This is a genomic window from Thermaerobacter sp. FW80 (genome assembly GCF_004634385.1).
GTDB lineage: Bacteria > Bacillota > Sulfobacillia > Thermaerobacterales > Thermaerobacteraceae > Thermaerobacter > Thermaerobacter composti.
Genome location: NZ_CP037895.1, coordinates 2,842,155 through 2,866,735 on the forward strand (window position 1 = coordinate 2,842,155; position 24,581 = coordinate 2,866,735).

Genomic DNA, 24,581 nt, shown 5'->3' on the forward strand with positions numbered 1-24,581 from the left:
TCGCCTCCCTCGCCGGCGGCCTACCAGCGCTGCTGGTAGCGGTTGCGCAGGTAGATGGCCGCCCCGTTCATGCAGAGCAGCACGCCGAGCAGCACCACGATGCCCGCCGCCGCCAGCTCCTTGAACTCCTCGCGCGGCATGGTGATCCAGCTGTAGATCTGGATCGGCAGCACCGTGTAGGGGTCGAACAGGCTCGAGGGGACGAAGCGCACGTAGGTCACCGCGCCGACCACGATCAGCGGCGCGGTCTCGCCGATGGCCCGGGACAGGGCCAGGATGATGCCGGTCAGGATCCCCGGCAGCGCCGCCGGCAGCACCACGCGCCAGGTGGTCTGCCAGCGGGTGGCGCCCAGGGCGTAGGAGGCGTGGCGCAGGGAGGCCGGCACCGCCCGCAGCGCCTCCTGGGTGGCGACGATCACCACCGGCAGGACCAGCAGCGCCATGGTCAACGCGCCGGCCAGCACCACCGGCCCCAGCCCGAGCCCCCGGACGAACAGGGCCAAGCCCAGGATGCCGTAGATGATCGACGGCACCCCGGCCAGGTTGTCGATGTTGATCTTGATCAGCCGCGCCAGCGGGCCGTCGCCGCCGTACTCCTCCAGGTACACGGCCGTGCCCACGCCAACGATCACCAGCAGCGGCGCCGCGACGCCGATGACCCACAGGCTGCCCATCAGCGCCGCGTAGATCCCCGCCCGTTCCGGGAGCCGCGACGCGAAGCTGGTCAGGAAGTGCCAGTCCAGGTGCCGCCAGCCGTCGGCCAGCACGTCCGCCAGCAGCACCACCAGCACCGCGAGACCCGTCAGGGTCGCCGCCAGGCACAGCCCGTGGAAGAACCGGTCCACCCGGCGGCGCCGTCGCAGGAGGTGGCTGCGACCGGCGTCGACACCAAAGGCCGCTCGTCCGCCCGCCGGCGCAGCCGCTTCCCCCGTCCCCACCGGGCCGACGCCGACGCCCGACGTCCCGGCCCGCTCGGCAGGGATCGCGCGCCGTGCCATCACTGGTACTCCTCCCGGAAGCGACCCCGGATGTAGAGGGCCAGCAGGTTCATCGCCAAGGTGAACACGAACAGGGTCATGCCGACGGCGAAGAGGCTCGTGTACTCCAGGCCCCCATGGGCCACGTCGCCCAGCGCCGCCTGGACGATGTAGCCGGTCATGGTCTGGACGCTCTCCAGCGGATTCCACGTCAGCCGCGGCGTGGAGCCCGCGGCCACGGCGACGATCATCGTCTCGCCGATGGCGCGGGCGAAGGCGAGGACCACCGACGAGACGATGCCCGAGAGGGCCGCCGGGACCACCACCTGGCGCGCCACCTCCCAGCGGGTGGCCCCCAGGGCGTAGGCGCCGTCCCGCAGGCGCCGCGGCACGGCGGCCATGGCGTCTTCGCTCAAGGACGCGATCAGCGGCGTCACCATGATGCCCACGGCGATCCCGGCGCTCAGGGCGTTGAACACGCTGATGTCTGGGAACAGCCGCTTGAGGACCACCTGGGTGATGAAGGTGAGGGCGAAGTAGCCGTAGACGATGGTCGGGATCCCCGCCAGCAGCTCCAGGGCGGGCTTCAGGACCCGCCGCGTCCCGTCGCCCGCGTACTCGCTGAGGTAGATGGCGCTGCCGAGGCCCAGCGGGATCGCGATCACCAGGGCGATCACGGTGATCATCAGCGTCCCGGCCAGCAAGGGCAGGATGCCGAAGTGCTTCTCGGCGAACAGCGGGGTCCACTCGCGGCCCGTGAAGAACTCCACCGGGCTCACCGAGCGGAAGAACACGGCCGTCTCGCCGGCCAGGGCGACCACGATGCCCACGGTGGTCACCACGGACACCAGGCTCAGGAGGAGCAGCAACCGGGGTGCCCACCGGTCGGCACCCCGCCACGGACGTCGCGGGCGCGTCCCCGGTCCCGCCGCGGACCCCGTGCCGGCGACGCCGGCGGCGTCCCACGGCTGTTGCCCTGCCGCGGCGACCCGCGGTCCGGCCCCGGACCCGGCGCCGGGGACGCCGGCAGCCGTCCCGGCCCCGGGCCGCCCTGGCCGCCCGCCGGCCACGCCACCGCCCGCGGGTGCGTCATCCCTCGCTGCGGGTGTGTCATCCCTCGCCGTCACCGGTCATCCTCCTCCGCCCCGTCCACGTCAAAGGAGCAAGGGCTGGTCGACACGCCAGCCCCCATCGCGCCTCGCGCACCGCCGCCCCATCGACGCGCGGCGACGTCGACGCGTTCCGCATGGGCCTTTGCCTGGGCATCCGCGCGCGTGCATCGGCCTCAGCGCAAGGCCTCGAGCTTCGCCACCTGCTCGGCCAGGACCTCGTCCGGCAACGGGATGTAGCCCACCTCCGGCGCCAGCTCCCCGACCACCTCCAGGTAGTAGTCCACGAAGGCTCGTACCTCGGGCCGGGTGCGGTACGCCTCGTTGTTCACGTAGATGAAGAGCGGTCGCGACAGCGGGGTGTAGCTCCCGCTGGCGATGGTCTCCTCGGTGGGCTCCACCGGCCCGCGGCCGCCGTCGATGGGCACCGCCCGCAGCTTGTCCCGGTTCTCCACGTAGTAGGCGAAGCCGAAGTACCCCAGGGCATACTTGTCGTTGGCCACGCCGGTCACCAGCTGGTTGTCGTCCTCGCTGGCGGTGTAGTCGGTGCGGCTGGCGCCCTCCTTGCCGACCACGGCCTCGGTGAAGTAGTCGAAGGTGCCCGAATCGGTGCCCGGCCCGTACAGGCGGATGGGCTCGTCCGGCCACTCCGGTCGCACGTCCCGCCAGGTGCGGACCGTGCTGTTGGGCTCCCAGATCCTCTTCAGCTCCTCCACGGTGAGGTGATCCACCCAGTCGTTCTGGGGGTTGACCACCACCGCGATGCCATCCAGCGCCACCTGGAGCTCCGTGTACTCGATGCCGGCCTCCTCGGCGGCCGCCTGCTCGTCGGCCTCGATGGGGCGGGACGCGTTGCTGATCTCGATCTCGCCGCGGGTGAACTTCTGGAATCCGCCGCCGGTACCGGAGACCCCGACGGTCACGTTCACCCCGGGGTGCTCGGCCATGAACTCCTCGGCGACCGCCTGGGTGATGGGGTACACGGTACTGGAGCCGTCGATGGTGATGGTCCCAGAGAGCTGGCCGCCTTCACCTCCGCCGGCACCGCCGCCCCCGCAGGCGCCGAGCACCAGCGCGGCCGCCAGCGTCGCCGCCACGGCGCCCCGGGTCCAGCGGCGCCCGGGGACGCGCCGGTTGCGGCGCACGCCCGCCAGCCCGAACGCCCCGGCGACCGACGTCCCGTCCAGTCTCCGCCCGACGCAGCCGTTTCGATCCAAGCCCGGAACCCTCCTGCGCTCCCGATTTCCGCGGGTTTCCGCTGCCGACGCGGCGGTCCGACCTCCGCGCCGGACCGCCCCTCCGCCTCCAGGGTAGTCCACCCGCCGCAAGCGTGGGTTAGGACCGTGTGGGGCTTCGCGGAAGGTTTCGTGAAGGGAGCTTAACACGCAGGCTCCGGAGCATGCGGCGCATTCGCCCACCCCTTCGCGCGAGCGCGTCCCGCCGGACTGCCGCTCGCTGCCCCGCACCTCGGCAGCCCACGGCCCGCCGGACCGCCGCTGGCCGCATCGCGCCCCGCCAGCCCCGGCCTCGCCGGGCCGCGGAGCCGTTCAGGGCCCGCCGGGCTGCTGCTCGCCGTATCGCACCTCACCGGCCCCCGGCTCGCCAGAGCGCTCGCCGCCCCGCGCCCCGCCGGCGGCCGGCCTGCCGGCCCGCTCCCCACCGGGTCGCTGCGCGTCGTCCGGTCCCTCGCCGGGCCCTCGCAGCGGCAGGCGGAAGCGCACCGTGGTCCCCCGGCCGAGCTCGCTCTCCGCCTCGACCGTCCCGCCGTGGGCCTCCACCACGTGCTTGACGATGGCCAGCCCCAGCCCCGTCCCGCCCGCCGCCCGGCTGCGACCGCGGTCGACCCGGTAGAATCGCTCGAAGATGCGCGGCAGCGCCTCCGGCGGGATGCCGTGCCCGGTGTCGCGGACCTCGCCCACGGCCCATGCAGCCCGGGGGCCCCCGGCCGGCGGGGCGGTCCCGGCCTGATCGGGGCCGGCCTCTTCGGCCTGCAGCAGCGATCCGGCGGCCGTGCGGGGAGCCGCACCGTCCCCGGCCCCTCCGGCAGCCCGCGCACCCCGCGTCCCTGGTCCCGCGGCCGGGCCCGGACGCGCCGCCTCCTCGCGGCGCACCACCACGGTCACCGTGCCGCCCGATGGGGTGTGCTGCCGCGCGTTGTCCAGCAGGTTCGTCCAGACCTGGTCCAGCCGGTGGGGATCGGCGAAGACCGGGACCGGCTCGGGGGGCAGCTCCAGCACGAGGTCGAGGCCGGCCGCCTCCAGCCGGGGTCGCCACTGCTGCGCGGCGGCGCGGGCGCTCTCCCGCAGATCCAGCGGCTCGCGCCGCAACCCCGGTTCGGGGGATTCCAGGCGCGCGAGGTCCAGCAGATCCTGGACCAGCCGCGCCATGCGTTCCGCCTCGCGGTGGATCACGCGCGCGAAGTGCTCGGCCGTCGCCGGGTCGTCGTGGATCGCGCCCTCCAGCAGCGTCTCGGCGAAGCCCTGGATGGCCGCCACCGGCGTGCGCAGCTCGTGGGAGACGTTGGCGACGAAATCGCGCCGGATCTGCTCGAGGCGGCGGATGTCGGTGACGTCGTGGAGAACGACCACGACCCCCTGGGTGCCGGCCAAGGCCGCGGGGGTGGCGTCGGTGCGGCTCTCGGCGTTGGCCCCTGCACGCCCACCGGCGACGTCGACGGGGTCGAGGGCCCCGGGGGGACGGCGACGCGGGGAGGCGGGCGGCGCCGTGCCCCGGGTCGGCACCGTCACCACGGCCACCCGCAGATGCCGGGGGGTCTCCCCTGGGTCGGCGGGCAGGGTGACGTCCTCGGCCACGGGGCGCCCCGTGCGCAGGCCGGTCTCGATGGCCTGGACCAGGGGGTAGGACCGGGTCACGCTGACGTAGTCCAGCCCCTCGGCGTGGGGTGGCAGGTCCAGCATGCGGCGTGCGGCCGGGTTGGCCAGGCGCAGTCGACCGTCGCGCTCGATGAACAGCACCCCGCTGGTCATGGTCCCCAGCACCGTGGCCAATCGCTCGCGCTCGGCATCCAGCTCGTCCACGGTGGCGCGAAGGCGCGCGGCCATCTCGTTGAAGGCCCGCGCCAGGGTGACCAGCTCGTCCGGTCCCTCGACGTGCACCCGCCGGTCGAACTCGCCGGCGGCCAGTCGCCGGGCGCCGTCCACCAGCTCCTGCACCGGCCGCGTGACCCGCCCGGCGATGGCCCACCCCAGCCCCGCCCCCGTCCCGGCGGCCACCACCAGCCCCAGCACCAGGGTGGGCAGGAAGGCGCGGCTGAAGAGCTGCTCCACCTCGCCCAGGAGCAGGGCGGTGACGGTCCCCACCACCGCCACCCCCAAGGGGAAGAACACGGCCAGCCGCCAGGCCAGATACCGCCGCAACCCGCCCGTCATCGTGCCGCCTCCCCTCGGCCGCCTCGTGCCGCCCACCCCGCCAGGGACGCCCAACGGGTGCCGGTCTGCCGCCCGCGCCGCCGGCGTAGACCTGACATAGCCCCGCGGGCCGCCGTCGCCGGTCCCGCCGGAACGCCTCCGAGCGGGTCCGGCGCGACGGGCGCGCCGCGAGGAGGGAGGACCATGAGGACCCTGCCCCCCGCCGGTCCCTGCCGACGCCCCCTAGCGGCCGGGAAGACCCGGGCCCGCCGCCGCCCGAGGGCCCGCACCCCGGTCGCACCCGCCCGCCGCGGCTCGCCCGCCGGCGGCACCCCGTGGAACCCCAGCCCCGGGGACGGCGCCGCGGGGCCCGAGGCCGCCGTCGTCCGGCGGGATCCCTCGCGCCTCGGGCCCCGCATCCCGGCCTGCCGGGCCCTCGCCGCCCTGGCCGCCATCCTGGTGCTCCTCGCCGCAGGATGCGGAGGGCGTCCCTGGGGTCCGCGCAGCCTGACCCTGACCCTCACCCCGGAGTTCCGCATCGAACCCGCCGAGATCGTGGTGCGCCCCGGGGAGACGGTCCGCCTCGAAGTGGTCAACGCCGACCCCCGCCTCCCCCACCGCCTCGAGTCGGCAGGCAAGCTGGGGCCGGACCTCGAGCTGCCGCCGGGTCAGCGGCGGGTGGTGGAGTGGACCGCCCCCGCGGAAGCGGGCGCGTTCCCCATCTGGTGTGGCATGCCGGGCCACCGCAAGAACGGGATGGTGGCCCGGGTGGTGATTCGCGCCGAACCCTAGCCCGCCCCGTCCCCCCGGTGGTCGCCGCCCGCGGGCCGTCGCCCCCGCGACCGGTTCCTCCGGTAGGCCACGACCTCCACGTCTTCGAGGACCACGAGCCCCTCCTGCACCGCCTCGTCGAGGAAGGGCAGGATCTGCCGCAACCGGTCCGCGTGGTCGATGATCTCCACGATGACGGGGAGGTCCCCGGAGAGCTCCAGCACCCGTGCCGTGTGGACGCGGCTGTTGGCGCCGAAGCCCTCGATGCCCCGGTAGACCGTGGCCCCGGCGAGCCCGAGCTCCCGCGCCTTCAACACGATGGCGTGATACAGCGGTTGCCCCTGCCAGCGGTCCGTCTCGCCGACATAGACTGTCAAGCGCTGCGCGGGCGCCTGGATCCCCATGGCCTCCACCCCTCTCCGGCCGGCGGTCCTGGCCCCGATCCCCAGGTTCCCCCGCCGTCGACGGGCCGGGGGTCCGCCCCGTGTCGGCGGGCTGCGCGCCTGCCCGGTGCGGCCGGCCCTGCGGGCTCACCACCGCGTTGCCCTTCCTCGGCGGGTCTGCCCGTCACGCCCTCGCCGGCATGGCCTCCCGCCCTGCCTCACGAGCGCGCCCCCAGGGCCAGCGCCGCGGCCCAGCCCATCCACGCCGCCAGCATGCCCAGGGCCAGGCTGGCCCCGAGGTAGACGGCCGCGACCGCGGGCTGCCCCTCGCGCACCAGCACCAGCGCCTCCCACGTCATCGTCGAGAACGTCGTGTACGCCCCGACGAAGCCGCTGGTGATCGCCACCCGCAGGGCCGGCGCGGCCACCGTGCTCAACAGCCACGGGTGCAAGAAGGCCAGGATGAACGACCCCGTCACGTTGATCGCCAGCGTGGCCCACGGGAAGGCTCCCATCCGTTGGGCGAGCAGCTGGCTGAGTCCATAGCGGACGACCGCCCCCGCCGCGCCGCCCAGGGCGACACCGATCCACGCCAAGGAGCTCCACTCCACTTCCCCGCGATGTCTCCCGGTGATCCCGGTTCCATTCCCAGCGCCGTCTCCACCCAGTATAATGAAAAGCCAGAGTCGGCAGAGTCGGCGATCGCCGTGGGCCTGCGGACGTCGCCACGTTCGCGAAGGCCCGCCGCCCGTCGCCATGCCGGGCCCGGCATCCGCCGGGCGGCGACCGAACCGCCGGGCCGGGTGTCGAGGCCGTTGGCGCAGGCGGCCCATCGCCGCACCAGGGTCCAAGAGCCGGAAGGGGAGTAGCCGCCGCGGGACGAACCGGCTCGACCCCGCCCGCCGCGGCGTGGCGGCGAGCCGGCCGCCCGCGGTCCCGCGGGCCGTCAGTACGGGGCAACCCTACGCCACCCGGCCCGCGGCGCGCGGTGCACGCGGGCAAGACCTTCGGGCGCTGCCGCACCTCGCAGCGACCCGGAGGTCTTTCTTGTTGGAGGGGGATGAACGGTGGGCTTCCTGCTGTTCAACCTGCTGGTGGTGGCGCTCATCCTGTTCGACCTGGGCTTGGGTCGGCGACAGCAGACCCCCACCGCCCGGCAGGCGATCACGCGCACCCTGTTCTACGTCGCCCTGGCGGTGGGGTTCGGTCTCTGGCTCGGATCCGCTCGGGGCAGCACCGCGATGGCGGAGTACTTCGCCGGCTACCTGGTGGAGTACGCCTTGAGCATGGACAACATCTTCGTGTTCATCGCCATCTTCTCGTTCTTCGCCGTGCCCGACGCGATGCGGCCGCGGGTGCTGCTGTGGGGCGTGCTGGGCGCCCTGATCATGCGCGGCCTGATGATCTGGGGCGGGGCCGCGCTGCTCGAGCGATTCCACTGGCTGCTGTACGTGTTCGGCGTGGTGCTCATCTTCACCGGCATCCGGTTCCTCCGCCAGAAGGAGGAGGAAGGCGCGTCGCTGGAGCGCAACCCGGTGCTGCGGCTGGTCCGCCGCCTGCTGCCGGTCACGGAGGAGTACCACGGAAGCCGGTTCTTCGTCCGGCGCGACGGTCGGCTGTGGGCGACGCCGCTGTTCGTCGTGCTGGTGCTGATCGAGACCACGGACCTGATGTTCGCGCTGGATTCGATCCCCGCCATCTTCGGCATCACCCGCGACCCGTTCATCGTCTACACCGCCAACGTGTTCGCCATCATCGGGCTGCGGTCGCTGTTCTTCGTCTTCAACGCGATCCTGCCCCTGATCCGCTATCTGAAGTACGGCCTGGCGGTGACCCTGGTGTTCATCGGCACGAAGATGCTGCTGATCGACGTGGTCCATCTGGCGCCGACCACCTCCCTGGGCATCCTTGCCCTGATCCTGGGCACCTCGGTGATCGCGTCGGTGCTGTTCCCCGGGCGCGAGCCCGCCGAGGCGGCCGGAGAGCCCAAGGACAAGGCGTGAGGGCGGCCCGTGGTATGATCGGGATGGCACAGCCCGTCCTGGTGGAGGTGGCTCCAGGTGGCAGAGCAGGCCTACCGCATCGAGCGCGACTCCATGGGTGCGATGCGGGTTCCCGCCGCGGCGCTCTACGGCGCCCAGACCCAGCGGGCCGTGGAGAACTTCCCCATCAGCGGCATCCGGTTCCCCCGCCCCTTCATCCGGGCCCTCGGCCTGATCAAGCGCGCGGCGGCCGAGACCAACGCTGAGCTCGGCCTCTTGGACCGGCGCATCGCCGACGCCATCGTCCAGGCGGCCGACGAGGTCATCGAGGGCAAGCTCGACGACCACTTCGTGCTGGACATCTTCCAGACCGGCTCGGGCACCTCGACCAACATGAACGCCAACGAGGTGATCGCCAACCGGGCCATCCAGATCCTCGGCGGCGAGCTGGGGTCGCGCAGCGTCCACCCCAATGACCACGTCAACATGGGTCAGTCCAGCAACGACGTGATCCCCAGCGCCATCCACATCGCCGCCTTGGAGCAGATCGAGCGCAAGCTGATCCCCGCCCTCGAGGCGCTGCGCCAGGCCCTGGCCGAGAAGGCGAAGGCCTTCGACGACGTGATCAAGATCGGCCGCACCCACCTGCAGGACGCCACGCCCATCCGCCTCGGTCAGGAGTTCTCAGGTTACGCCAGCATGGTCGAACACGGCCTGCGCCGGCTGCGCGCCGTGCGCGAGCACCTGGCCGAGCTGGCCCTCGGCGGCACGGCGGTGGGCACCGGCATCAACACCCATCCCGAGTTCCCGCGCCGCACCATCGCCCGCATCGCCGAGGCGACGGGCCTGCCCTTCCGCGAGGCGGAGAACCACTTCGAGGCCCAGGGCTCCCGGGACGCGGTGGTCGAGGCCAGCGGGCAGCTGCGGACCGTCGCCACCAGCCTGATGAAGATCGCCAACGACATCCGCTGGCTGGGCTCCGGCCCCCGCTGCGGCATCGGCGAGATCCTGATCCCGCCGACCCAGCCGGGTTCGTCCATCATGCCGGGCAAGGTCAACCCCGTCATGTCCGAGATGCTGATGATGGTCTGCGCCCAGGTCATCGGCAACGACACGGCCATCGCCGTCAGCAACACCCACGGCAACTTCGAGCTCAACGTGATGATGCCGGTGATGGCCCACAACCTGCTGCAGTCCATCGAGATCCTGGCCAACGGCGTCGCCACCTTCACCGAGCGCTGCGTGCGCGGCATCGAGGCCAACCGGGAGCGCTGCGAGGCGCTGATCGAGGGATCGCTGGCCATGGTGACGTCGCTGGTGCCGCGCCTGGGGTACGACACGGCGGCGGAGATCGCCAAGGAGGCCTACGCCACCGGCCGCACGGTGCGCCAGCTGGTCCTGGAGAAGGGCCTGCTGTCGGAAGAGGAGGCGGCCCGCCTGCTGGACCCGCGGCGCATGACCGAACCCGGCCGGGCCGAGTGAGGGCGGGCCCTCGGTCCGGCGCGGGCTGCGGACCGCCTCCGCCCTTGGGCCGCGTGGCACAGCGGCGTGCGCGGCGCGCACCGTGGCCTAGACGCGACCCCCCCGTCAGCCCCTGGTGGCATGGACTGGAGTAGATCGACTGGGCTGGATTGGCATCTTGGATTGGCATCCATTGACCGGATCGCCGCCGGCTGTAAAATATTGGTTGACCCGGTCGGCGGGGACGCTTCGTAGGTCGGGGAGCGGGAGGGGGCGCGGCATGGCATCGGGCGAGATGGCCGCCAGCCAGGAGCCTGGGGCACCGCCGGAGCGCATCGACGCCCTCTGGCTCGTGATGCAGCGCTTGGACGACATCAGGCGCGACCAAGAGAGGCTTTACGGCCACGTGGACTTCCTCCACCGGGGGCTTGCCGACGTACGCCGGGAGCTCGGCGACGTGCGGCACGAGATCGCGGCCGTCCGCCAGGCGATCGGCGACGCGCAGCAGGCGATGCACCAGGAGATCGCCGGCGTGCGGCAAGCGATGCACCAGGAGGTCGCCGGCGTGCGGCAAGCGATGCACCAGGAAGTCGCCGGCGTGCGGCAGGAGATGCGGCAGGAGTTCGCCGCCGTCCGCCAGGACATCGCCGCCGTGCGCCAGGAGACCGCTGACGTGCGGCAGACGATGCACCAGGAGGTCGCCGCCGTCCGCCAGGAAATCGCCGCCGTGCGCCAGGAGACCGCTGACGTGCGGCAGACGATGCACCAGGAGGTCGCCGCCGTCCGCCAGGAGATCGCCGACCTGCAGCAGGCGGTGCACCAAGAGATCGCCGGCGTGCAGCAGGCGATGCACCAGGAAGTCGCCGGCGTGCGGCAGGAGATGCGGCAGGAGTTCGCCGCCGTCCGCCAGGACATCGCCGCCGTGCACCAGGAGACCGCTGATGTGCGGCAGACGATGCACCAGGAGATCGCGGCCGTCCGCCAAGCGATCGGCGACGCGCAGCAGGCGATGCACCAGGAGATCGCGGGCGTGCAGCAGGCGATGCACCAGGCGATTGCCGGTGCCCGCCAGGAGATGCGCCAGGAGATGGCGGCCCTGCGCCAGGAGATGCGCCAGGAGATCACGGCCGTACGCCGGGAGGTCGGCGATGTCCAGCATGCCATCGCGGATCTGCGCCGCGACGTCGATCAGAGGATCACACGCCTGACCGGATGGCTGATCGGGGGCCTCGTCACCATTCTGGGGACGGTCGTGGGCCTCCGGTTCCTCGGCTGAGCCTCAGTGCGCCGGGCCGAGTCCTTCCTGGTAGTCGTAGACGATCTTGCTGATCCGGGCGATGTCGGCGAAGCCGCGGTCGATGTCCTCGACGCCCTTGGAGAGGATGGCCAGGACGAACGGACGCCGGCCGAAGACGATGCCCACGTCGTCGGCCACGCCCTCGACGTCGCCTTCCTTGTGGGCGACGAACACGTCGGGGGGCAACAGCCCGGGCAGCCCCACGTGGAAGATGGAGTGCCCCATGTCGTCGAGCATGCGCCCGCCCAGCAGGGGATGCTGGCGCGCGAAGTCCAGCACGGCCTCCATGTAGAGGCCCATGTCCCGGGCCGTGCTGATGCGCCGGCCCTCGGGGAAGATCACCTCGCCGCCGAGGCTGCGCATGAACTCGCCGACCCGCTCCTTGCCGAAGTGGCGGAAGAGCATGTTGGTCGTCACGTTGTCGCTGATGGTGATGGACAGGTTCGTGAGCACCCGGAGCGAGTAGCTCTTGCCGGGGAAGCCGTCCCGCTGCAGGATCCCGGCGCCGCCCGTCAGATCGCGGTCGGGCTCGTAGACCACCCGGTCGTCCATGCGGGCCCGCCCTGCGGCCACCTGGTGGTTCACGTAGAGGACCAGCGGGACCTTGATGGTGCTCGCCGCGTGGATCGGCTCCCGCTCGTTGATGCCCCACGTGGCCCCCGTCTGCAGGTCCTTGAAGTAGATGCCGAAGGTCTGGGGCCGCGTCGCGATGAAGGACCGGACCTTCTCCACCAGCGGGCGGTAGTCGGGCTGCCGCGCCCCCGGCCGCAGCGCGGCCCGATCCAGCAGCTCGTCGAGGCGGGCCAGGGTGTCCCCGGAGTCGGGGTCGACCACCGGGAGGGTGGTGGCCGAGAGCCCCGGCGCGCGATCGGGCTTCGCCGCCCCCTCCGGTGCGCGGCGCTCACCCTGCAGCCCGCCCCCTGGTGCCAGGCCGCACCCGGCCAGGGCGATGGCCGCTGCCAGCGCCAGGGCGCCGACCCCGAAGGGTTTGCGCGCGGCCGCCCCTGAAGGGTGTGCGCACCCCACCCAGCCCGAAGGGCATGCGCCCCCCGCCACCCCTGAAGGGCATGTGCACCCCGCCGAACCCGAGGGGTGTGCGCACCCCGCGACCCCCCAAGGGCATGCGCGCTGCCCGCCACCGGTTGCGCGAGGTCCCTCGTGTCCGGACGAAGCCGGCCTTCACGCGCCGCGCCCCCTCAGTAGGTGCCCAGATCCTCCACCAGGGTCGTCATCAGCGCCAGCGCCGTCACCGCCGCCGCCCGATCCCGCAGCTCGATGGCCGCCCGCAGGGTGGCCAGCTGCGCTTCGAACTCCCGGATCGCGGTGGCGTCGCTGTTGATGGCGATGGGCACCTTGACCCGCTTCCATTCGGACTCCAGGCGCGCAGCCAGGGCGCTGGCGCGATCCCAGTCGCCCGCCCGAACCGCCGCCAGGGTCTCTGCGATGCCGCGTCCCACCGGACCGCTGGGGGTCAGCGGCTTGCGGAAGTAGGTCGGTGCCACCAGGATCGCCAAGCCGAGCGCCACCAGCACGGCAAAGATCACGTATCGCCGTGTCTTCATGGCGTCCTACTCCCGGCCGCCCGCCGCGCCGCGTCCTCCCGCGGTCCCGCGCCCGACCACCGTGGCCTCGCCGGCCGCAGCCTCGCCGGTGCCCCGGGGGCGTCGCGCACCCTCCCGCGAACCGCTCGGGGGGGTCCCTCCTTCGTCGCCGGCACGGTCGTCCCCCGATCGCTGCCCGTCGGCGACGGCCCCCTGCTCCCCCATCAGCGCGCCACCCGGCGACTGGCGCGCGTATTCCGGTTCTTCCGCCGCCACCTGGCGGATCCGGCGCTCCAGCCCTTGTTCCATCACCCGTGCCTGGGCCGCAGCACGGCGCAGCCGTTCCCGCTCCTCCTCCGTCTGCGCCCGGGCGGCCAGCGAGTCGAGGCCGGCGCGCACGCGCTTCAGGGTCGCCGCCGCCCGCAGCAGCTTGGCATAGGTGGTCATGATCGGCCCTCCTCGCGGGCAAGGTCCCGCCGGCCCGTGGCGGGCGGGACCCCGCCCCCAACCGCTGCCGTCGACAGCGAGTATCCCCCGCCCCGGGGGCGCGTATTTCGCGACGCGGCAGCAGAGACTGCCCAGAAGGAATCCGGTTCCGCCGCGCCCGGTGGCCGGCGGGCGACGGGACCAAGGCCCGGGGACGGCGGCATGGAGGGGACGTGCGGGTGCCTGAGACGCTGCTGGTCGTCATCCGCTCCATCCTGGCCTTCGTCTGGCTCTTCTTCCTGACCCGCTTCGTCGGGCGCAAGCAGGTCTCCCAGCTGACCTTCACCGAGTACGTGGTCGGCATCACCATCGGCTCCATCGCCGCCCAGGCGTCCACCGACCCGCAGAACCGCTTCCTGGACGGCGTGGTGGGCGCCGCGATCTGGGCGGCGGCGGCGGTGGCGCTGGCCTACCTGCAGCAGTCCAGCAACGTCGCGCGCAAGTTCATCGAGGGCGAGCCGGTGGTGCTAGTGGCCCGCGGGCAGGTCCAGGAGAAGGGGCTGCGGCAGGCCCGGCTCTCGGTGGCCGAGCTGATGGAGCTGCTCCGCGAGAAGGAGGTCTTCGACCTGAAGCAGGTGGACTGGGCGCTGATGGAGACCAACGGCGAGATCACCGTGCTCAGGAAGCCGGAGTACGAGCCGCTAACGCCGAAGACCGCGGGCGTCACGACCCCGTCGCGGCCCACCTTCCCCTACGTGGTCATCGCCGACGGGCAGGTTCTTCCCAACTCGTTGCGGGCGGCGGGGAAGGACCGGGCGTGGCTCGAGCAGGAGCTCCTGCGCCACGGGGTGGACGACCCCCGCCAGGTGATGCTGGCCCAGGTGATCGGGGACCAGCTGTACGTGGACTTGCGCCAGGACACGCAGCAGGTCGTCCAGCCCTCGAGCCGCGAGGCGTTGGGCGCGGACCTGGAGGCCCTGCAGGCCGATTTCACCAGCTGGGCCCTGGAGACCGACGACCCCGACGCCCGTCGACTGTACGAGGAGTACGCCCGCAAGACCGCCGCGCTCCGGAAGGAACTGGACGCCCTGGTGCGCTGACGGACGTCCGCCCATCCGCGGTCCAAAAGTCGATTCGCGTCCCGAAACGAGCAGGGTTCCACCGGACCGTGTCGCAGCGAGAAGCAGCGGGGTGCACGTCCTGCCCCTTCGACCCCGCAGGGTGACCGGTCGGGTTCCGAGACCAGTCCACCGCAAGCTTCCGGCCCCGCCCGGACGGTCGCCTGCCCCGCCCGTCCGGTGGCGGGCCGGAGGGTACCCATGCCCCCGGCAGAGGCGATTGCGCCACGGCGCAGCGCCTCTGCTCTTTTTACCGAACGTTCAGGAGGGTGCGCCCGCGCGGCATCGCTCGAGCGGGATCCCCGCCGTCTGCAGGAACTCCACCGCCCGCGGGTCGGGATACCAGTCGCGGTACACCACGCGCACCACCCCGGCGCCGATCAACAGCTTGGCGCAGTGCAGGCACGGCGTCGCGGTGGTGTACAGGGTGCTGCCCCGCACCGTGACGCCGTGGAGCGCGGCCTGGAGGATGGCGTTGGCCTCGGCGTGGATGGTCCGCACGCAATGCCCGTCCTGCATCAAGCAGCCCACGTCGGTGCAGTGCGGGAACCCCGGCGGCGCCCCGTTGTACCCCGTCGCCAGGATCCGGCGATCCCGCACCAGCACGGCCCCCACGTGGCGCCGCGGACAGGTGGAGCGCTTGGCCACCACCGCGGCCAACTCCATGAAGTAGGCGTCCCAGGTGGGGCGCTCCCCCTCGACGCCGGCTCCCTGCCCCGCACAGGACGACGACGTCGTCGACGTCGTCGACGGCGACGAGGATCCGCCTGCGGGTTGCCCCTTCGGCTCGCCGTGGACCACCGCCGTCCCTCCTCGTGGGTTCCGGGCGATGTTACAATAACACCAGTTTGAGTCGAGGTGACCGTCATGCCTGCAGGGGGCCGCAAGTTCTTCACGCCGGAGGAGGCCACCGCCCTGCTGCCCGTCATCCGGCAGCGCCTGTTGCGCCTGCGCCGGCTCTACCAGAAGGCCCGCCAGTCCTATCGGGAGATGGAACAGATCAAGGCCGTCGGCTACAAGCCCGACGGCACCCTGATCATGGCCTACGACTATAAGCTGGCGCGCCAGGCGCTGCGGTCCGCGATCGAGGAGGCGAACCGGCTGCTGGCCGAGATCCACGGCTTCGGCTGCCTGGTCAAGGACGTGGACCTTGGGCTGGTCGATTTCCCCGCCCAGCTCGACGGCAAGCCGGTGCTGCTCTGCTGGCGGCTGGGCGAGCCCCGGGTGGCCTACTACCACGGCGAGCACGAGGGGTTCCGCGGCCGCAAGCCCTTGCCACCCCGTGCGAGCTTCCAGCACCGCCCCGCCTCCCGGCCCCGCCCTGCCGCGTCGGCCGCCGAGGGTGCCGGCCGCGGTGGGGTCCAGGCTCCCGACATGCGGACGAACCGGCCGGCGCCCGCCGGCGGGTGCCCGGACGCAGACGACCAGGGACGCGACGACGGGTGCGGCCCTGACGCTTCCCGCCGTTAGGGTTCCGCCGGCAAGGCGCCTTCCCGGAGGAAGGGGTTTGAGGCCCGCTCCGTCGCGATGCGGGTCTCCGGTCCGTGGCCGGGGAGGACCCGGGTCTCGCCGGGCAGCGTCAGGAGCTCCCGGCGGATGCTCTCCAGCAGCGTGGGCAGGTCGCCGCCGGGGAGGTCCGTGCGGCCGATGCTGCCGGCGAACAGGGTGTCGCCCGCCAGGACCACGCCCGGACCGACGTAGACCACGTGGCCCGGACTGTGGCCGGGAGCGAAGCGGACCTCGAGCTCGATCCCGCCAAAGACCAGCCGCTCGCCGCCGTCCAGCAGGTGGTCGGCCGGCGGCGCCACCACCGGCTCCAGCCACACCGAGAGATTCCGCTCCGGGTCGCCCAGCCAGTCGGCTTCGTTGCGGTGGATCCACACCGGCGCCCCAGTCGCCTGCTTGATCGTCCGCAGGCCGCCGATGTGGTCGAAGTGGGCGTGGGTCAGCAGTACGGCCGCCACCCGGTAGCCCTCGGCCGCCCGCAACATGGGCTCGGGATCGTGGGGGGCGTCGACGAACACCGCGACGCGGTGGACGTCGTCCAGCAACACGTAGCCGTTGGCCTGCACCGGGCCGAGCGGATACGCCTGGATGCGAAAGGGCTCCTTCCGTGATCGCTGCATCGCTTCCTGCATCGGCCTTCGCCCCCTCGGCCTTCGACGCCGCACGCCTCGGCATCAGCCCGCGGTTGGGGCCGAGACGAGCGGGAACCCCCAGGGTCGGAGCCAGTCCAGCGAGGGCGTCCACTCCAGCCGGCGCTCCAGGACGCGCGCCAGCTCTTCGGCCGCCACCCGCGCCACCTGGTCCAGGGGCGGCGCCTTGCCCAGCAGACGCCCCATGGACGTCACGCCCCGGTCGGTGATGCCGCAGGGGATGATCCCGCCGAAGTAGGAGAGGTCCGGGTCGACGTTCAAGGCGAAGCCGTGCCAGGTGACGCCGCGACGGACGCGGATCCCGATGGCCGCGATCTTCTCCCGGCCCACCCAGACCCCGACGAGCCCGTCCTCCCGGTGGGCCGCGATGCCGAACCGCCCGAGGGTGGCGACCAGCGCCTCTTCGAGGCCGCGGACGTAGCGGCGGAGGCCGCCCGGCAGGTTCTTCAGATCGACGATGCCGTAGCCCACCAACTGACCCGGCCCGTGATAGGTCACCTTGCCGCCCCGGTCGATGTGGAACACCTGGACCCCCCGGCGCCGCCGCGCGACGGGATCCAGCAGGATCTCCTCGTCCCGGCCGCTGCGGCCCACGGTGTAGACCGGCGGGTGCTGCAGCAAGAGGAACAGGTCCGGCAGGAGGCCTTCCGCGCGGGCCTGCGCCAGGCGCTCCTGCAGCCGCCAGGCGGGCTCGTAGGGGGTCAGCCCCGGCAGCCACGTGACGCGCAGGTCGCCGCTCATGTTCTGCCCGCGCCTCCCGCGGCCCCCGGCAGGGCGGCGGCCGCTCCCGCGGCCGGCACCCCCGCGCCGGCGGACTCCGCATCCGCCGCTCGCGCCCTGGCGCGGTCGGCTTGCTCGTGGGCGTGGTAGGAGCTGCGCACCAGCGGGCCGGACTCCACGTGGGAGAAGCCCATGGCCAGCCCGATGCGCTTGAGCTCCGCGAACTCGTCCGGGTGATAGTAGCGCTCCACCGGCAGGTGGATGGGATCCCGCGTGGGACGCAGATACTGGCCGATGGTCACGATGTCGACCCGGTGCGCCCGCAGGTCGCGCAGCGTCTCCAGGATCTCCTCCCAGGTCTCCCCCAGGCCCAGCATCAGCCCCGACTTGGTCTTGATGTGGGGCGCTCGCCGCTTGGATTCCGCCAACAGGGCCAGGGAGCGGTCGTACTTGGCCCGGGACCGGACCTTGTCGGACAGGCGCCGCACCGTCTCGACGTTGTGGTTGAGGATGTCCGGCTCCGCGTCCAGCACCACCTGGAGCGCGTCCCAGTCGCCGTTGAAGTCGGGGATCAACACCTCGACGGCCGTATCCGGGCACCGCCTCCGGATGGCGCGGATCGTCTCGGCGAAGATGATCGCGCCCCCGTCGCGCAGATCGTCCCGGGCCACCGAGGTGACCACCACGTGCCGCAGGCCGAGGCGTTCGACGGCGGCGGCGACCCGCTCCGGCTCCGCCCAGTCCAGCTCCGTCGGCCGGCCGGTGGTGACCGCGCAGAAGCGGCACGCCCGCGTGCAGATGTTCCCCAGGATCATGAAGGTGGCCGTCAGGTTCTCGAAGCACTCGTAGATGTTGGGACAGCGGGCCTCTTCGCAGACGGTGTGGAGGTCCATGCCGCGGAGCAGGCGCTTGAGCCGGTTGTAGTTGGGGCCCTGGGCGAGGCGGACCTTGAGCCAGTCGGGACGTCGTCCCGCCGGGGGGGCGCTGGGGGGCCGGTCCCCGCCCGCGGCGCGCGCCGTGGCGGCGTCACGGAGCGCGGGATCGTCCCGGTGCTCCGCGGCGACGCCGGGCTGCACCACGGCCGGACGGAGACCGTCGACAGGCCGGCCGTCGATGGGCGGCCTCGCTCCCTCATGGCCGTGAAGACCTGCTTCCGCGTGGCGGTTCATCGCGTCCATCGGATCGATCCCACCTTCGCAGGGCCCCCGCAGCGACAGGGCCCGACGTGGCGGCTCCCGTCGACGACGGCAGCCGATCCACCACCACACGGGCCCTTCGCCTTCGGCGGCCGGGTTCCTCCCCGGGGACGACCCGTGCCGTGCTGGGCGGCCGGAGCCCTCTCCGCCGTCCGACCGCCCCCCTCCGGTCCCGCGCCGGCCCCGCCGCAACGCGAGGCGCGGCTGCGGCCGGGGTGCGGCAAAGCAACGGGCCGGGGGAACGCCGCCGCTCTGCCCCCTTGCGACTGGCTCGTGGCAGAATGGCGCATGGCAAAGGGTCCGCCGCCGGCTCGCCGGCCCGCCTCGCCGCGCTCGGCGCACGGCAAAGGGCCGGGGGCCTCGCCCCCGGCCCTTTGCCGCCGTTCGTCGGCGCCACCGCGCCGCCACTCAGCCGCGGTAGGCGCCGCCCGTCTGCTCGTTGGCCGTCGCCGACTGCCACCGGGCGGAATAGTTCTCCTGGGGGTCGTAGCTCTGGGCCGTGGCACCGTACTGGGCGTGGCTCGCCGACCCCCCCTGGCCCTGGGACGAACCGGCCGGGCCCGCCTGGCTCGTGGCCTGCCCGTACGCGCCCAGCTGAGCCTGGGACGCGTACTGGCCATAGGGCCCCGCCTGCCCGTAGCCCTGGGCCTGCTGGGCCATCCCGCCGGCGCTGGCCTGGACCCCGGACTGCCAGCGGGCGCTGTAGTTCTCCGCCGGGTCGTAGCTCTGGGCGGTGGCCCCGTACTGGGCGTGGCCGCTCGGACCGCCTCCCCCGTACGCCCCCGCCTGGCCCGGGCCCTGGGCCTGGCTCTGGAACGACCCGTACGGAGCCCCTCCGGCCTGCCCGTACGCCCCGCCGTACGGTGCGTACTGGCCAGCCTGGCTCTGGAACGAGCCGTACGCTCCCGCTTGACCCGCCTGCTGCCCCGCCTGGCCGGCGTACTGACCGGCCTGGCTCGTGGCCTGCCCGTACGCGCCCAGCTGGCCCTGGGACGCGTACTGGCCGTATGGCCCCGCCTGCCCGTAGCCCTGGGCCTGCTGGGCCATCCCGCCGGCGCTGGCCTGGGCCCCGGACTGCCAGCGGGCGCTGTAGTTCTCCGCCGGGTCGTAGCTCTGGGCGGTGGCCCCGTACTGGGCGTGGCTGCTCGGACCGCCTGCCCCGTACGCTCCCGCCTGGCCCGGGCCCTGGGCCTGGCTCTGGAACGACCCGTACGGAGCCCCTCCGGCCTGCCCGTACGCCCCGCCGTACGGTGCGTACTGGCCAGCCTGGCTCTGGAACGAGCCGTACGCTCCCGCCTGACCCGCTTGCTGCCCCGCCTGGCCGGCATACGGGACGGCCTGACCGGCCTGGGCCTGGTATTGGCCGGCGGCTCCATACGGTGCCGCCTGTCCGTACGACCCCGCCGTGCCGTACTGCGCGGCCCCGTACTGCCCGGCCTGGCTCTGGAGGGCACCGGGCTGCCCCGCCTGGGACTGCACCTGGCCATACGCCTGGTTGCCCAAGCCGTGGCCGCCGGCGGGCGACTGCCACTGCGACGTGTACTGCTGCCGCGGGTTGTACGACTCGGGTGTCGCGCCATACTGGGCGTGGCTCGGGCCACCCGCCGCGTTGGCCTCGTCCATGATCGATCCCCCCTGACCGCGTCTTCCAGGGGATAGATTGCGGAGCCGTCTCGCTGCTATACCTTCCAGTTCACGGCAGGGCCCGGCCCCGCCTGCACGGCAAGCACGCGGTCCTGCCTGCAGAGTCCTGTACACGGCAAGGGTCCGGCCCCGTCTGCACGGCAAGCACCCGGCGCCAGCTCCTGCGGCCCAGTCCTGGTGCTCCGGCAGCGCGACCCCAGCGCGTTCCGCCACCCGCCCGCTCCCTGCCCACCCGCCAGGCCTGCCCGCCGGTCCCCACCCTGGGCGTGCGGCGCGTGGCACCCGCGCGGGATGGTCATCGGGTCTCCGGGACGACGGTCCCGGCCGCACCATACGATGTCCCAGGCCCGGTCGCACCATCTCCGCGCCATCGCTCCGGGCCGGCCCGGACCCGTCGCTGGGCCCGACGCCGCCGGTCCGCAGGACGGGTCACGGTCCGCGCTAGCAATCCACAGGGCAGGCGGCTGCGAGGCAGGCAGCCCAGGAGCGGAAGGCGCCAGAGGTTCGAGGGAGGGACGCGACGTGGTGGAGGTTCGGCCCATTCCCCTCGCCGGAGGGACGGCCATCGGGGTGAAGGTGGAGCTGCCCAAGACGCGGCTCGTGGCCATCGCCACGCCCGCGGGGTACATCATGTGCGGAGCCCTGGACGTGCGCCTGCTCGACGACCTGCTGGGCGAGCGCCGGGTCGTGGCGGGGCGCGCCCTCGGCGTCCGCGACTTCGACGACCTCCTGAGCCGCCCGCTGCAGGCCGTCACCCGCGCCGCGGAGCGCCTCGGCATCCGCCCGGGCATGACGGGCCGCCAGGCCCTGGAGCGGCTGCTAGCCGTCGCGGGCGATCCCCAGGCCCCGGTCGGCCCGCGCGACGCGGACGACGCCTCGGCGTGAGGCGACGCCTCGGCGTGAGGCACGCCGCGGCCCTCGACGCGAAGCGCGCCGGCGCCGGGGACCCACGATACGACATCCCGAGCCGGCCGGCGGCGCGTCGCCAAGGCGACGCGCCGCCGATCGGCCGCGTTCATGAGGTCCAGGGCCTCCAGAACGCCGCCCCACCCCGCGACCACCAGCGGCGCTGGCGCGGGGCGAGGTGCGGTCCCGCCGTCCGATCGGTCCCGCGGCCCGCACGGCCGGCCGCGGACTAGGGGCGACGTCCCTCCTCGGCGGCCTCCTTGGCCAACGGCGCCTCCGCCGGGGCGGCGAAGACCGGGTCGTCCAGCACCCGCGCCAGCCGCGGGTAGGCCACCAGCGCCAGGATCCCGGTGAGCAGGCCCTTGATCAGGTTGAACGGGGTGATCGCCGTGACCACGGTGGTCCCCACCTGGCCGGCCGGCACCCCCCACAGGGGCAGGAAGACGAAGTAGTTGGCCACGGCCATCACCGCGCTGGTGCTCACCGTGCCCACCAGCATCGCGAGCCCCAACGCCCAGCGGGTCCCCAGCCGCCGGTAGACCCACGCCGCGGGCACGACGTAGGCGATGCTGGCCAGCAGGTTGGCGGAGACGCCGATCCAGCCGGCAGTCGACTTGCCGGAGAAGAGGAAGAGCAGGTCCTTCACCAGGGCCACGCTGGCCCCCGCCGCGGGACCGAAGGCGAAGCCCCCCATCAGTACGGGCAGATCCCCGGGGTCGTACTTGAGGTAGGTGGGGATGAAGGGCAGCAGCGGCGTCAGCTGGACCTCCCACAGCATGAGGAGGAACGCCATGGAGGAAAGCAGCGCGAGGCGCACCATGCGCCGAACCACCGGCATGCACCCCCTGGAGAGAGCGTGCGGGCGGGCATGAAAAAGCCCGTCCCGCCCAGCCCTTCGGGGGAACGGACGCAGGTGGACCCGTATGACCATGGTTGTCCGGGTCGTCGACCCCCCGGTGCGATGCCGCTGCGCGCAGCCCGCCGACGGTGCATCCCGCCCACCGGGCCGGTGGGCTGCGGCCTCGCGCCGCGTGCGCCCCATCGCCGGCGTGGATCGCACCGCCGCCAGCGGCACTGGCACCGCCGATCGGTGCGCCACCGCCGGTGCGCTCCACTACGGGAAACGGGAGCGCCATCCCGTACGGGAGCCCCATCCCGCGCGCGAGGGTCTCCGGCGCACCCTGGCCCTTCGCCGCAGCCTCAGCGGAACCGGGGGATCGCGGGAGGCCACCACCCGTCCGCGGTGCAAAGGGAGCGGTGCGCCGCCTCGCCGCGTTCGTCCGACCTGCGGCCGTCGCCGGCGTGCCGCGAACCACCCGCGGCTGAGCCCGCGCACGACCGCCGGCGGGACCGCATCGCACGTGCCGGCAACCGGGAGGTCCCGCGTCCCTTCCTTCTCCCATCCGGACTGTCACCGTCGGCTCCGGCTTCTCACCGGAATCGGCCGCGCCCTTCACCGTGCCCTCGCGCCCAGCGGCGTCGACGACGATCGCGGCCGTCGACCCGCGGCTCGGCACTCCGGTACGCGGTTCGCGGGCTGGTGCGGTCGCACCAGGATTGGCGCGCCGCCATCACCGCCGGTCGGGACTTCCACCCTGCCCCGAAGGAAGGTCATGGATTTTGGAGGTGAGGACCGTCCGGACGAAAACCCACCTCTAGATTCACTATACCAGAGATTCGGCAAGAGGCCGCGCCGATGGATTGGCCGGCCGCGTGCCGGTCGCCATGGATCAACGCCCGTCGTCGTGAAGGGAGGGGGTGTCGGGCGAGCATCATTGTGACGGGCGGCGCAGCGCAGTTGTTCGCTGCGCAGGTCGTCACGGACGGCGTCGCGCGGGTTCCGTCGCGCGGGTTTTGAACACGACGTAGAGGACAAGCCCGGCCAGCACCTGCGTGAGCAGGGAAAAGCCGACCACATACCCCGTGCCGTGTTCATACAGCCAGCCCATGACGACGCTCCCCGCCAGCCAGGCACCGCCGAAGAGAAGGGAAAAGACGCCGAAAGCCGTAGCCCGGCCACCGGGTGGCGTCAAATCCGCCAGGGCCGCGCGCAGGATGCTCTCTTGCAAACCGAGGGCAGCTCCCCACGCCAGGATGCCGATCCAGACGACCCGCGCTGAGGGGCCCAGGGCCAGGGCACCCTCGGCGGTGAACAGCGGGAGGGCCATCAGGGTCCTCAAGCCATGACGATCGTAGAGCCGATCCAGGGCCAGGGCGGACACGGCGTCGACGGCCATGGCCAGGGCGAAGGCCATGGGGATGGAAGGCTCATCCAGCACGCCCCGGTGCTCGAAGTGATAGGCCAACAGCTGGAAGTGGGCAAATCCGGCCACCGACAGCACGATGAAGCCGAAAAAGGGCAGAAGCGGCCCCAGTCCAGCGGGAGGGTCCGCCGTACCGGCCCTTGGGCGGCCCGCCGCGGGCGCCGAGGCCTGGTCGCCTGGGCGCCCTTCGCAGCCTGGCGGCCCTTCGAACTCCTGCGGAGCCGGATAGCGCCAGCGGGTCACGACCAGCAAGGCCAGCGTGAGGGCGGCAGGGATCGCCAGCCAGGCGAAGGCGCGACGAACGCCGCCACCCTGCGCCAGGACAAAGGCCACCACAAGAGGCCCGACCACCGCCCCCACCTGGTCCAGGGCCTCGTGCAAACCGAACCCGTACCCGCGGCCCGTCTGTTGCACGGCGAAGGACAGCATGGCGTCCCGCGCCGGGGTCCGGATGGCCTTGCCGAACCGTTCCAGCAGGATCAGTCCCGATGCCACCGGCCAGTTTCCGGCGAGGGCAAGCAGCGGAACGGCCACCAGGTTGAGGACGTAACCAAGGCCGGCGAGGAACCAGTAGCGGCCGGTCCGGTCTGCGACGCGGCCAAAAGGGAGCCGCAGCGCGTAGCCGACAAACTCCCCGAGCCCGGCGGTCCAGCCGACGACCGCCGCACCCGCACCCAGCTGCAGCAGAAAGGGCCCCGTCACGCTGCGGGCCCCTTCGTACGTGACGTCCGTGAACAAGCTGATCAAACCGGCCAGCACGATGAACTGGAGCGCCCGGTCGCACCCCCAGGCACGGCCCTTCGTATCCTAGCAGTCGTTGCCATCGCGCCTAGGCCCTACGCCCGCTGTTACAAGGCGCCGGTCTCGGCCCCGGCCCTTCCGGGCAGGTTATGCCTGACGAACCGGATGACCGGTGGGGTGGTCGTCATGGGCTGGGCGCTGACGCTGGTCGTGGTCGGACTTGCTCTGCTGCTGGTGGCACGGCTCGGCATTTTCGCCTTTACCCTGGGCCTCGGCCTGCTTCCTTTCCTGCTGATCGCCGGCGGAGTCATCTGGGCCGTGTCGACCGTTCTCGCCCGCCGCCGCAACGATGCTGGTGGCACCGGCGAACTTCGTTGAGCGCCAGGCAACCACCAACAAGGTTGAGTGCTGGGGGATCACCGTCAAGCCAGGGCCGGCAGGGGCGCGCCATGGCTTGGTGGCGGGGGCAGGAACCGCGCCGGCTTGCGACAGCACGCCGGCTCTCAGCGGCGCGGGGCGGC

At 72.9% G+C, this 24,581-nt stretch carries 23 protein-coding genes and 1 pseudogene; 8 read left to right on the forward strand and 16 right to left on the reverse strand.

Annotated elements, in window-relative coordinates; all coding sequences use genetic code 11:
• Positions 1–20: 20 nt before the first annotated feature.
• The 4 genes from pstA to E1B22_RS11760 all read right to left on the reverse strand — a co-directional run bounded on the left by pstA (position 21) and on the right by E1B22_RS11760 (position 5,475).
• Entirely contained in the window at positions 21–998 is a 978-nt protein-coding gene (gene pstA, locus E1B22_RS11745; protein ID WP_135225794.1) for a phosphate ABC transporter permease PstA, read from the reverse strand.
• Positions 998–2,104 carry a phosphate ABC transporter permease subunit PstC gene (gene pstC, locus E1B22_RS11750; RefSeq protein WP_371413475.1) on the reverse strand — a complete coding sequence of 369 codons (1,107 nt, stop codon included), beginning with the start codon at positions 2,102–2,104 and terminating at the stop codon, positions 998–1,000. The genes pstA and pstC overlap by 1 nt, the downstream gene beginning before the upstream one ends.
• A gap of 158 nt (positions 2,105–2,262) precedes the next feature.
• On the reverse strand, positions 2,263–3,303 hold the full coding sequence (locus E1B22_RS11755) for a PstS family phosphate ABC transporter substrate-binding protein (protein ID WP_243123433.1): 1,041 nt from the start codon (positions 3,301–3,303) through the stop codon (positions 2,263–2,265).
• Between the two features lie 330 nt (positions 3,304–3,633).
• Positions 3,634–5,475 (reverse strand): ATP-binding protein, encoded by a 1,842-nt coding sequence (locus tag E1B22_RS11760; RefSeq protein ID WP_135225795.1) that lies wholly within the window; start codon positions 5,473–5,475, stop codon positions 3,634–3,636.
• Positions 5,476–5,658: 183 nt separating this feature from the next.
• Between E1B22_RS11760 and E1B22_RS13590 the strand changes: the two genes are divergently transcribed.
• A complete protein-coding gene (locus tag E1B22_RS13590) occupies positions 5,659–6,246 on the forward strand; it encodes a cupredoxin domain-containing protein (protein ID WP_243123435.1) in 588 nt (195 codons plus the stop codon).
• Here the strand turns inward: E1B22_RS13590 and E1B22_RS11770 are convergent.
• Together E1B22_RS11770 and crcB are read right to left on the reverse strand one after the other, a co-directional pair.
• The gene (locus tag E1B22_RS11770; protein WP_135225796.1) at positions 6,243–6,629 is read right to left on the reverse strand and encodes a DUF190 domain-containing protein; all 387 of its coding nucleotides are present in this window, start codon (positions 6,627–6,629) and stop codon (positions 6,243–6,245) included. The genes E1B22_RS13590 and E1B22_RS11770 overlap by 4 nt on opposite strands.
• 197 nt (positions 6,630–6,826) lie before the next feature.
• Entirely contained in the window at positions 6,827–7,204 is a 378-nt protein-coding gene (gene crcB / locus E1B22_RS11775) for a fluoride efflux transporter CrcB (RefSeq protein WP_135225797.1), read from the reverse strand.
• 471 nt (positions 7,205–7,675) lie between these two features.
• Here crcB and E1B22_RS11780 point away from each other — a divergent pair, with 471 nt between their 5' ends.
• The 3 genes from E1B22_RS11780 to E1B22_RS11790 all read left to right on the forward strand — a co-directional run bounded on the left by E1B22_RS11780 (position 7,676) and on the right by E1B22_RS11790 (position 11,327).
• Complete coding sequence (locus E1B22_RS11780) at positions 7,676–8,611, forward strand: TerC family protein (RefSeq protein WP_135225798.1); 936 nt, start codon at positions 7,676–7,678, stop codon at positions 8,609–8,611.
• Positions 8,612–8,668: 57 nt separating this feature from the next.
• Positions 8,669–10,072, forward strand: coding sequence for an aspartate ammonia-lyase (locus E1B22_RS11785; protein WP_135225799.1), 1,404 nt, complete (start codon positions 8,669–8,671; stop codon positions 10,070–10,072).
• A 259-nt stretch (positions 10,073–10,331) separates the two neighbouring features.
• The gene (locus E1B22_RS11790; protein WP_135225800.1) at positions 10,332–11,327 is read left to right on the forward strand and encodes a hypothetical protein; all 996 of its coding nucleotides are present in this window, start codon (positions 10,332–10,334) and stop codon (positions 11,325–11,327) included.
• Positions 11,328–11,330: 3 nt separating this feature from the next.
• On the opposite strand, the gene E1B22_RS11795 is transcribed toward E1B22_RS11790, so the two are convergent.
• The 3 genes from E1B22_RS11795 to E1B22_RS11805 form a co-directional block, all read right to left on the reverse strand.
• A complete protein-coding gene (locus E1B22_RS11795) occupies positions 11,331–12,374 on the reverse strand; it encodes a serine hydrolase (protein ID WP_243123438.1) in 1,044 nt (347 codons plus the stop codon).
• Between the two features lie 170 nt (positions 12,375–12,544).
• Positions 12,545–12,910: a DUF4363 family protein gene (locus E1B22_RS11800; protein WP_135225801.1), complete on the reverse strand. Its 366-nt coding sequence runs from the start codon at positions 12,908–12,910 to the stop codon at positions 12,545–12,547.
• A 6-nt stretch (positions 12,911–12,916) separates the two neighbouring features.
• A complete protein-coding gene (locus tag E1B22_RS11805; RefSeq protein ID WP_135225802.1) occupies positions 12,917–13,336 on the reverse strand; it encodes a translation initiation factor IF-2 in 420 nt (139 codons plus the stop codon).
• Between the two features lie 218 nt (positions 13,337–13,554).
• On the opposite strand from E1B22_RS11805, the gene E1B22_RS11810 reads away from it, so the two are divergent.
• Positions 13,555–14,415 (forward strand): DUF421 domain-containing protein, encoded by an 861-nt coding sequence (locus tag E1B22_RS11810; RefSeq protein ID WP_135225803.1) that lies wholly within the window; start codon positions 13,555–13,557, stop codon positions 14,413–14,415.
• Positions 14,416–14,694: 279 nt separating this feature from the next.
• Here the strand turns inward: E1B22_RS11810 and E1B22_RS11815 are convergent, their stop codons facing one another.
• A complete protein-coding gene (locus E1B22_RS11815; protein ID WP_256369289.1) occupies positions 14,695–15,234 on the reverse strand; it encodes a dCMP deaminase family protein in 540 nt (179 codons plus the stop codon).
• A gap of 66 nt (positions 15,235–15,300) precedes the next feature.
• Between E1B22_RS11815 and E1B22_RS11820 the strand changes: the two genes are divergently transcribed.
• Complete coding sequence (locus tag E1B22_RS11820; RefSeq protein WP_243123441.1) at positions 15,301–15,903, forward strand: DUF2203 domain-containing protein; 603 nt, start codon at positions 15,301–15,303, stop codon at positions 15,901–15,903.
• Here the strand turns inward: E1B22_RS11820 and E1B22_RS11825 are convergent.
• From E1B22_RS11825 to E1B22_RS11840, 4 genes are all read right to left on the reverse strand, one after another.
• Positions 15,900–16,571: an MBL fold metallo-hydrolase gene (locus tag E1B22_RS11825; RefSeq protein WP_135225804.1), complete on the reverse strand. Its 672-nt coding sequence runs from the start codon at positions 16,569–16,571 to the stop codon at positions 15,900–15,902. The genes E1B22_RS11820 and E1B22_RS11825 overlap by 4 nt on opposite strands.
• A gap of 42 nt (positions 16,572–16,613) precedes the next feature.
• Complete coding sequence (gene lipB / locus E1B22_RS11830; protein ID WP_243123443.1) at positions 16,614–17,330, reverse strand: lipoyl(octanoyl) transferase LipB; 717 nt, start codon at positions 17,328–17,330, stop codon at positions 16,614–16,616.
• Positions 17,327–18,487 carry a lipoyl synthase gene (lipA, locus tag E1B22_RS11835; protein ID WP_243123445.1) on the reverse strand — a complete coding sequence of 387 codons (1,161 nt, stop codon included), beginning with the start codon at positions 18,485–18,487 and terminating at the stop codon, positions 17,327–17,329. Before lipA ends, lipB begins: the two co-directional genes overlap by 4 nt.
• Positions 18,488–18,913: 426 nt before the next feature.
• Positions 18,914–20,128: a hypothetical protein gene (locus tag E1B22_RS11840; RefSeq protein ID WP_207669879.1), complete on the reverse strand. Its 1,215-nt coding sequence runs from the start codon at positions 20,126–20,128 to the stop codon at positions 18,914–18,916.
• 543 nt (positions 20,129–20,671) lie between these two features.
• Between E1B22_RS11840 and E1B22_RS11845 the strand changes: the two are divergent.
• Positions 20,672–20,968 (forward strand): annotated as a pseudogene (locus tag E1B22_RS11845) (YunC family protein); the annotation flags it as partial.
• A 316-nt stretch (positions 20,969–21,284) separates the two neighbouring features.
• Here E1B22_RS11845 and E1B22_RS11850 read toward each other — a convergent pair.
• Both E1B22_RS11850 and E1B22_RS11855 read right to left on the reverse strand, forming a co-directional pair.
• A complete protein-coding gene (locus E1B22_RS11850) occupies positions 21,285–21,887 on the reverse strand; it encodes an ECF transporter S component (protein WP_135225806.1) in 603 nt (200 codons plus the stop codon).
• 985 nt (positions 21,888–22,872) lie between these two features.
• A complete protein-coding gene (locus tag E1B22_RS11855; RefSeq protein ID WP_207669880.1) occupies positions 22,873–24,021 on the reverse strand; it encodes an MFS transporter in 1,149 nt (382 codons plus the stop codon).
• A 216-nt stretch (positions 24,022–24,237) separates the two neighbouring features.
• On the opposite strand from E1B22_RS11855, the gene E1B22_RS11860 reads away from it, so the two are divergent.
• Entirely contained in the window at positions 24,238–24,438 is a 201-nt protein-coding gene (locus tag E1B22_RS11860) for a hypothetical protein (RefSeq protein WP_135225808.1), read from the forward strand.
• The last annotated feature ends 143 nt before the right edge of the window (positions 24,439–24,581 follow it).

Bases quoted from the DNA above. Each gene is read 5' to 3' on its own strand.
- E1B22_RS11805 (WP_135225802.1), bottom strand. From the start codon at position 13,336: ATGACCACCTATGCCAAGCTGCTGCGGGCGGCGGCGACCCTGAAGCGC.
- lipB (WP_243123443.1), bottom strand. From the start codon at position 17,330: ATGAGCGGCGACCTGCGCGTCACGTGGCTGCCGGGGCTGACCCCCTAC.
- lipA (WP_243123445.1), bottom strand. From the start codon at position 18,487: ATGGACGCGATGAACCGCCACGCGGAAGCAGGTCTTCACGGCCATGAG.
- E1B22_RS11760 (WP_135225795.1), bottom strand. From the start codon at position 5,475: ATGACGGGCGGGTTGCGGCGGTATCTGGCCTGGCGGCTGGCCGTGTTC.
- E1B22_RS11800 (WP_135225801.1), bottom strand. From the start codon at position 12,910: ATGAAGACACGGCGATACGTGATCTTTGCCGTGCTGGTGGCGCTCGGC.
- E1B22_RS13590 (WP_243123435.1), top strand. From the start codon at position 5,659: ATGAGGACCCTGCCCCCCGCCGGTCCCTGCCGACGCCCCCTAGCGGCC.
- E1B22_RS11840 (WP_207669879.1), bottom strand. From the start codon at position 20,128: ATGGACGAGGCCAACGCGGCGGGTGGCCCGAGCCACGCCCAGTATGGC.
- E1B22_RS11820 (WP_243123441.1), top strand. From the start codon at position 15,301: ATGCCTGCAGGGGGCCGCAAGTTCTTCACGCCGGAGGAGGCCACCGCC.
- E1B22_RS11790 (WP_135225800.1), top strand. From the start codon at position 10,332: ATGGCATCGGGCGAGATGGCCGCCAGCCAGGAGCCTGGGGCACCGCCG.
- E1B22_RS11825 (WP_135225804.1), bottom strand. From the start codon at position 16,571: ATGCAGGAAGCGATGCAGCGATCACGGAAGGAGCCCTTTCGCATCCAG.
- pstA (WP_135225794.1), bottom strand. From the start codon at position 998: ATGGCACGGCGCGCGATCCCTGCCGAGCGGGCCGGGACGTCGGGCGTC.
- E1B22_RS11770 (WP_135225796.1), bottom strand. From the start codon at position 6,629: ATGGGGATCCAGGCGCCCGCGCAGCGCTTGACAGTCTATGTCGGCGAG.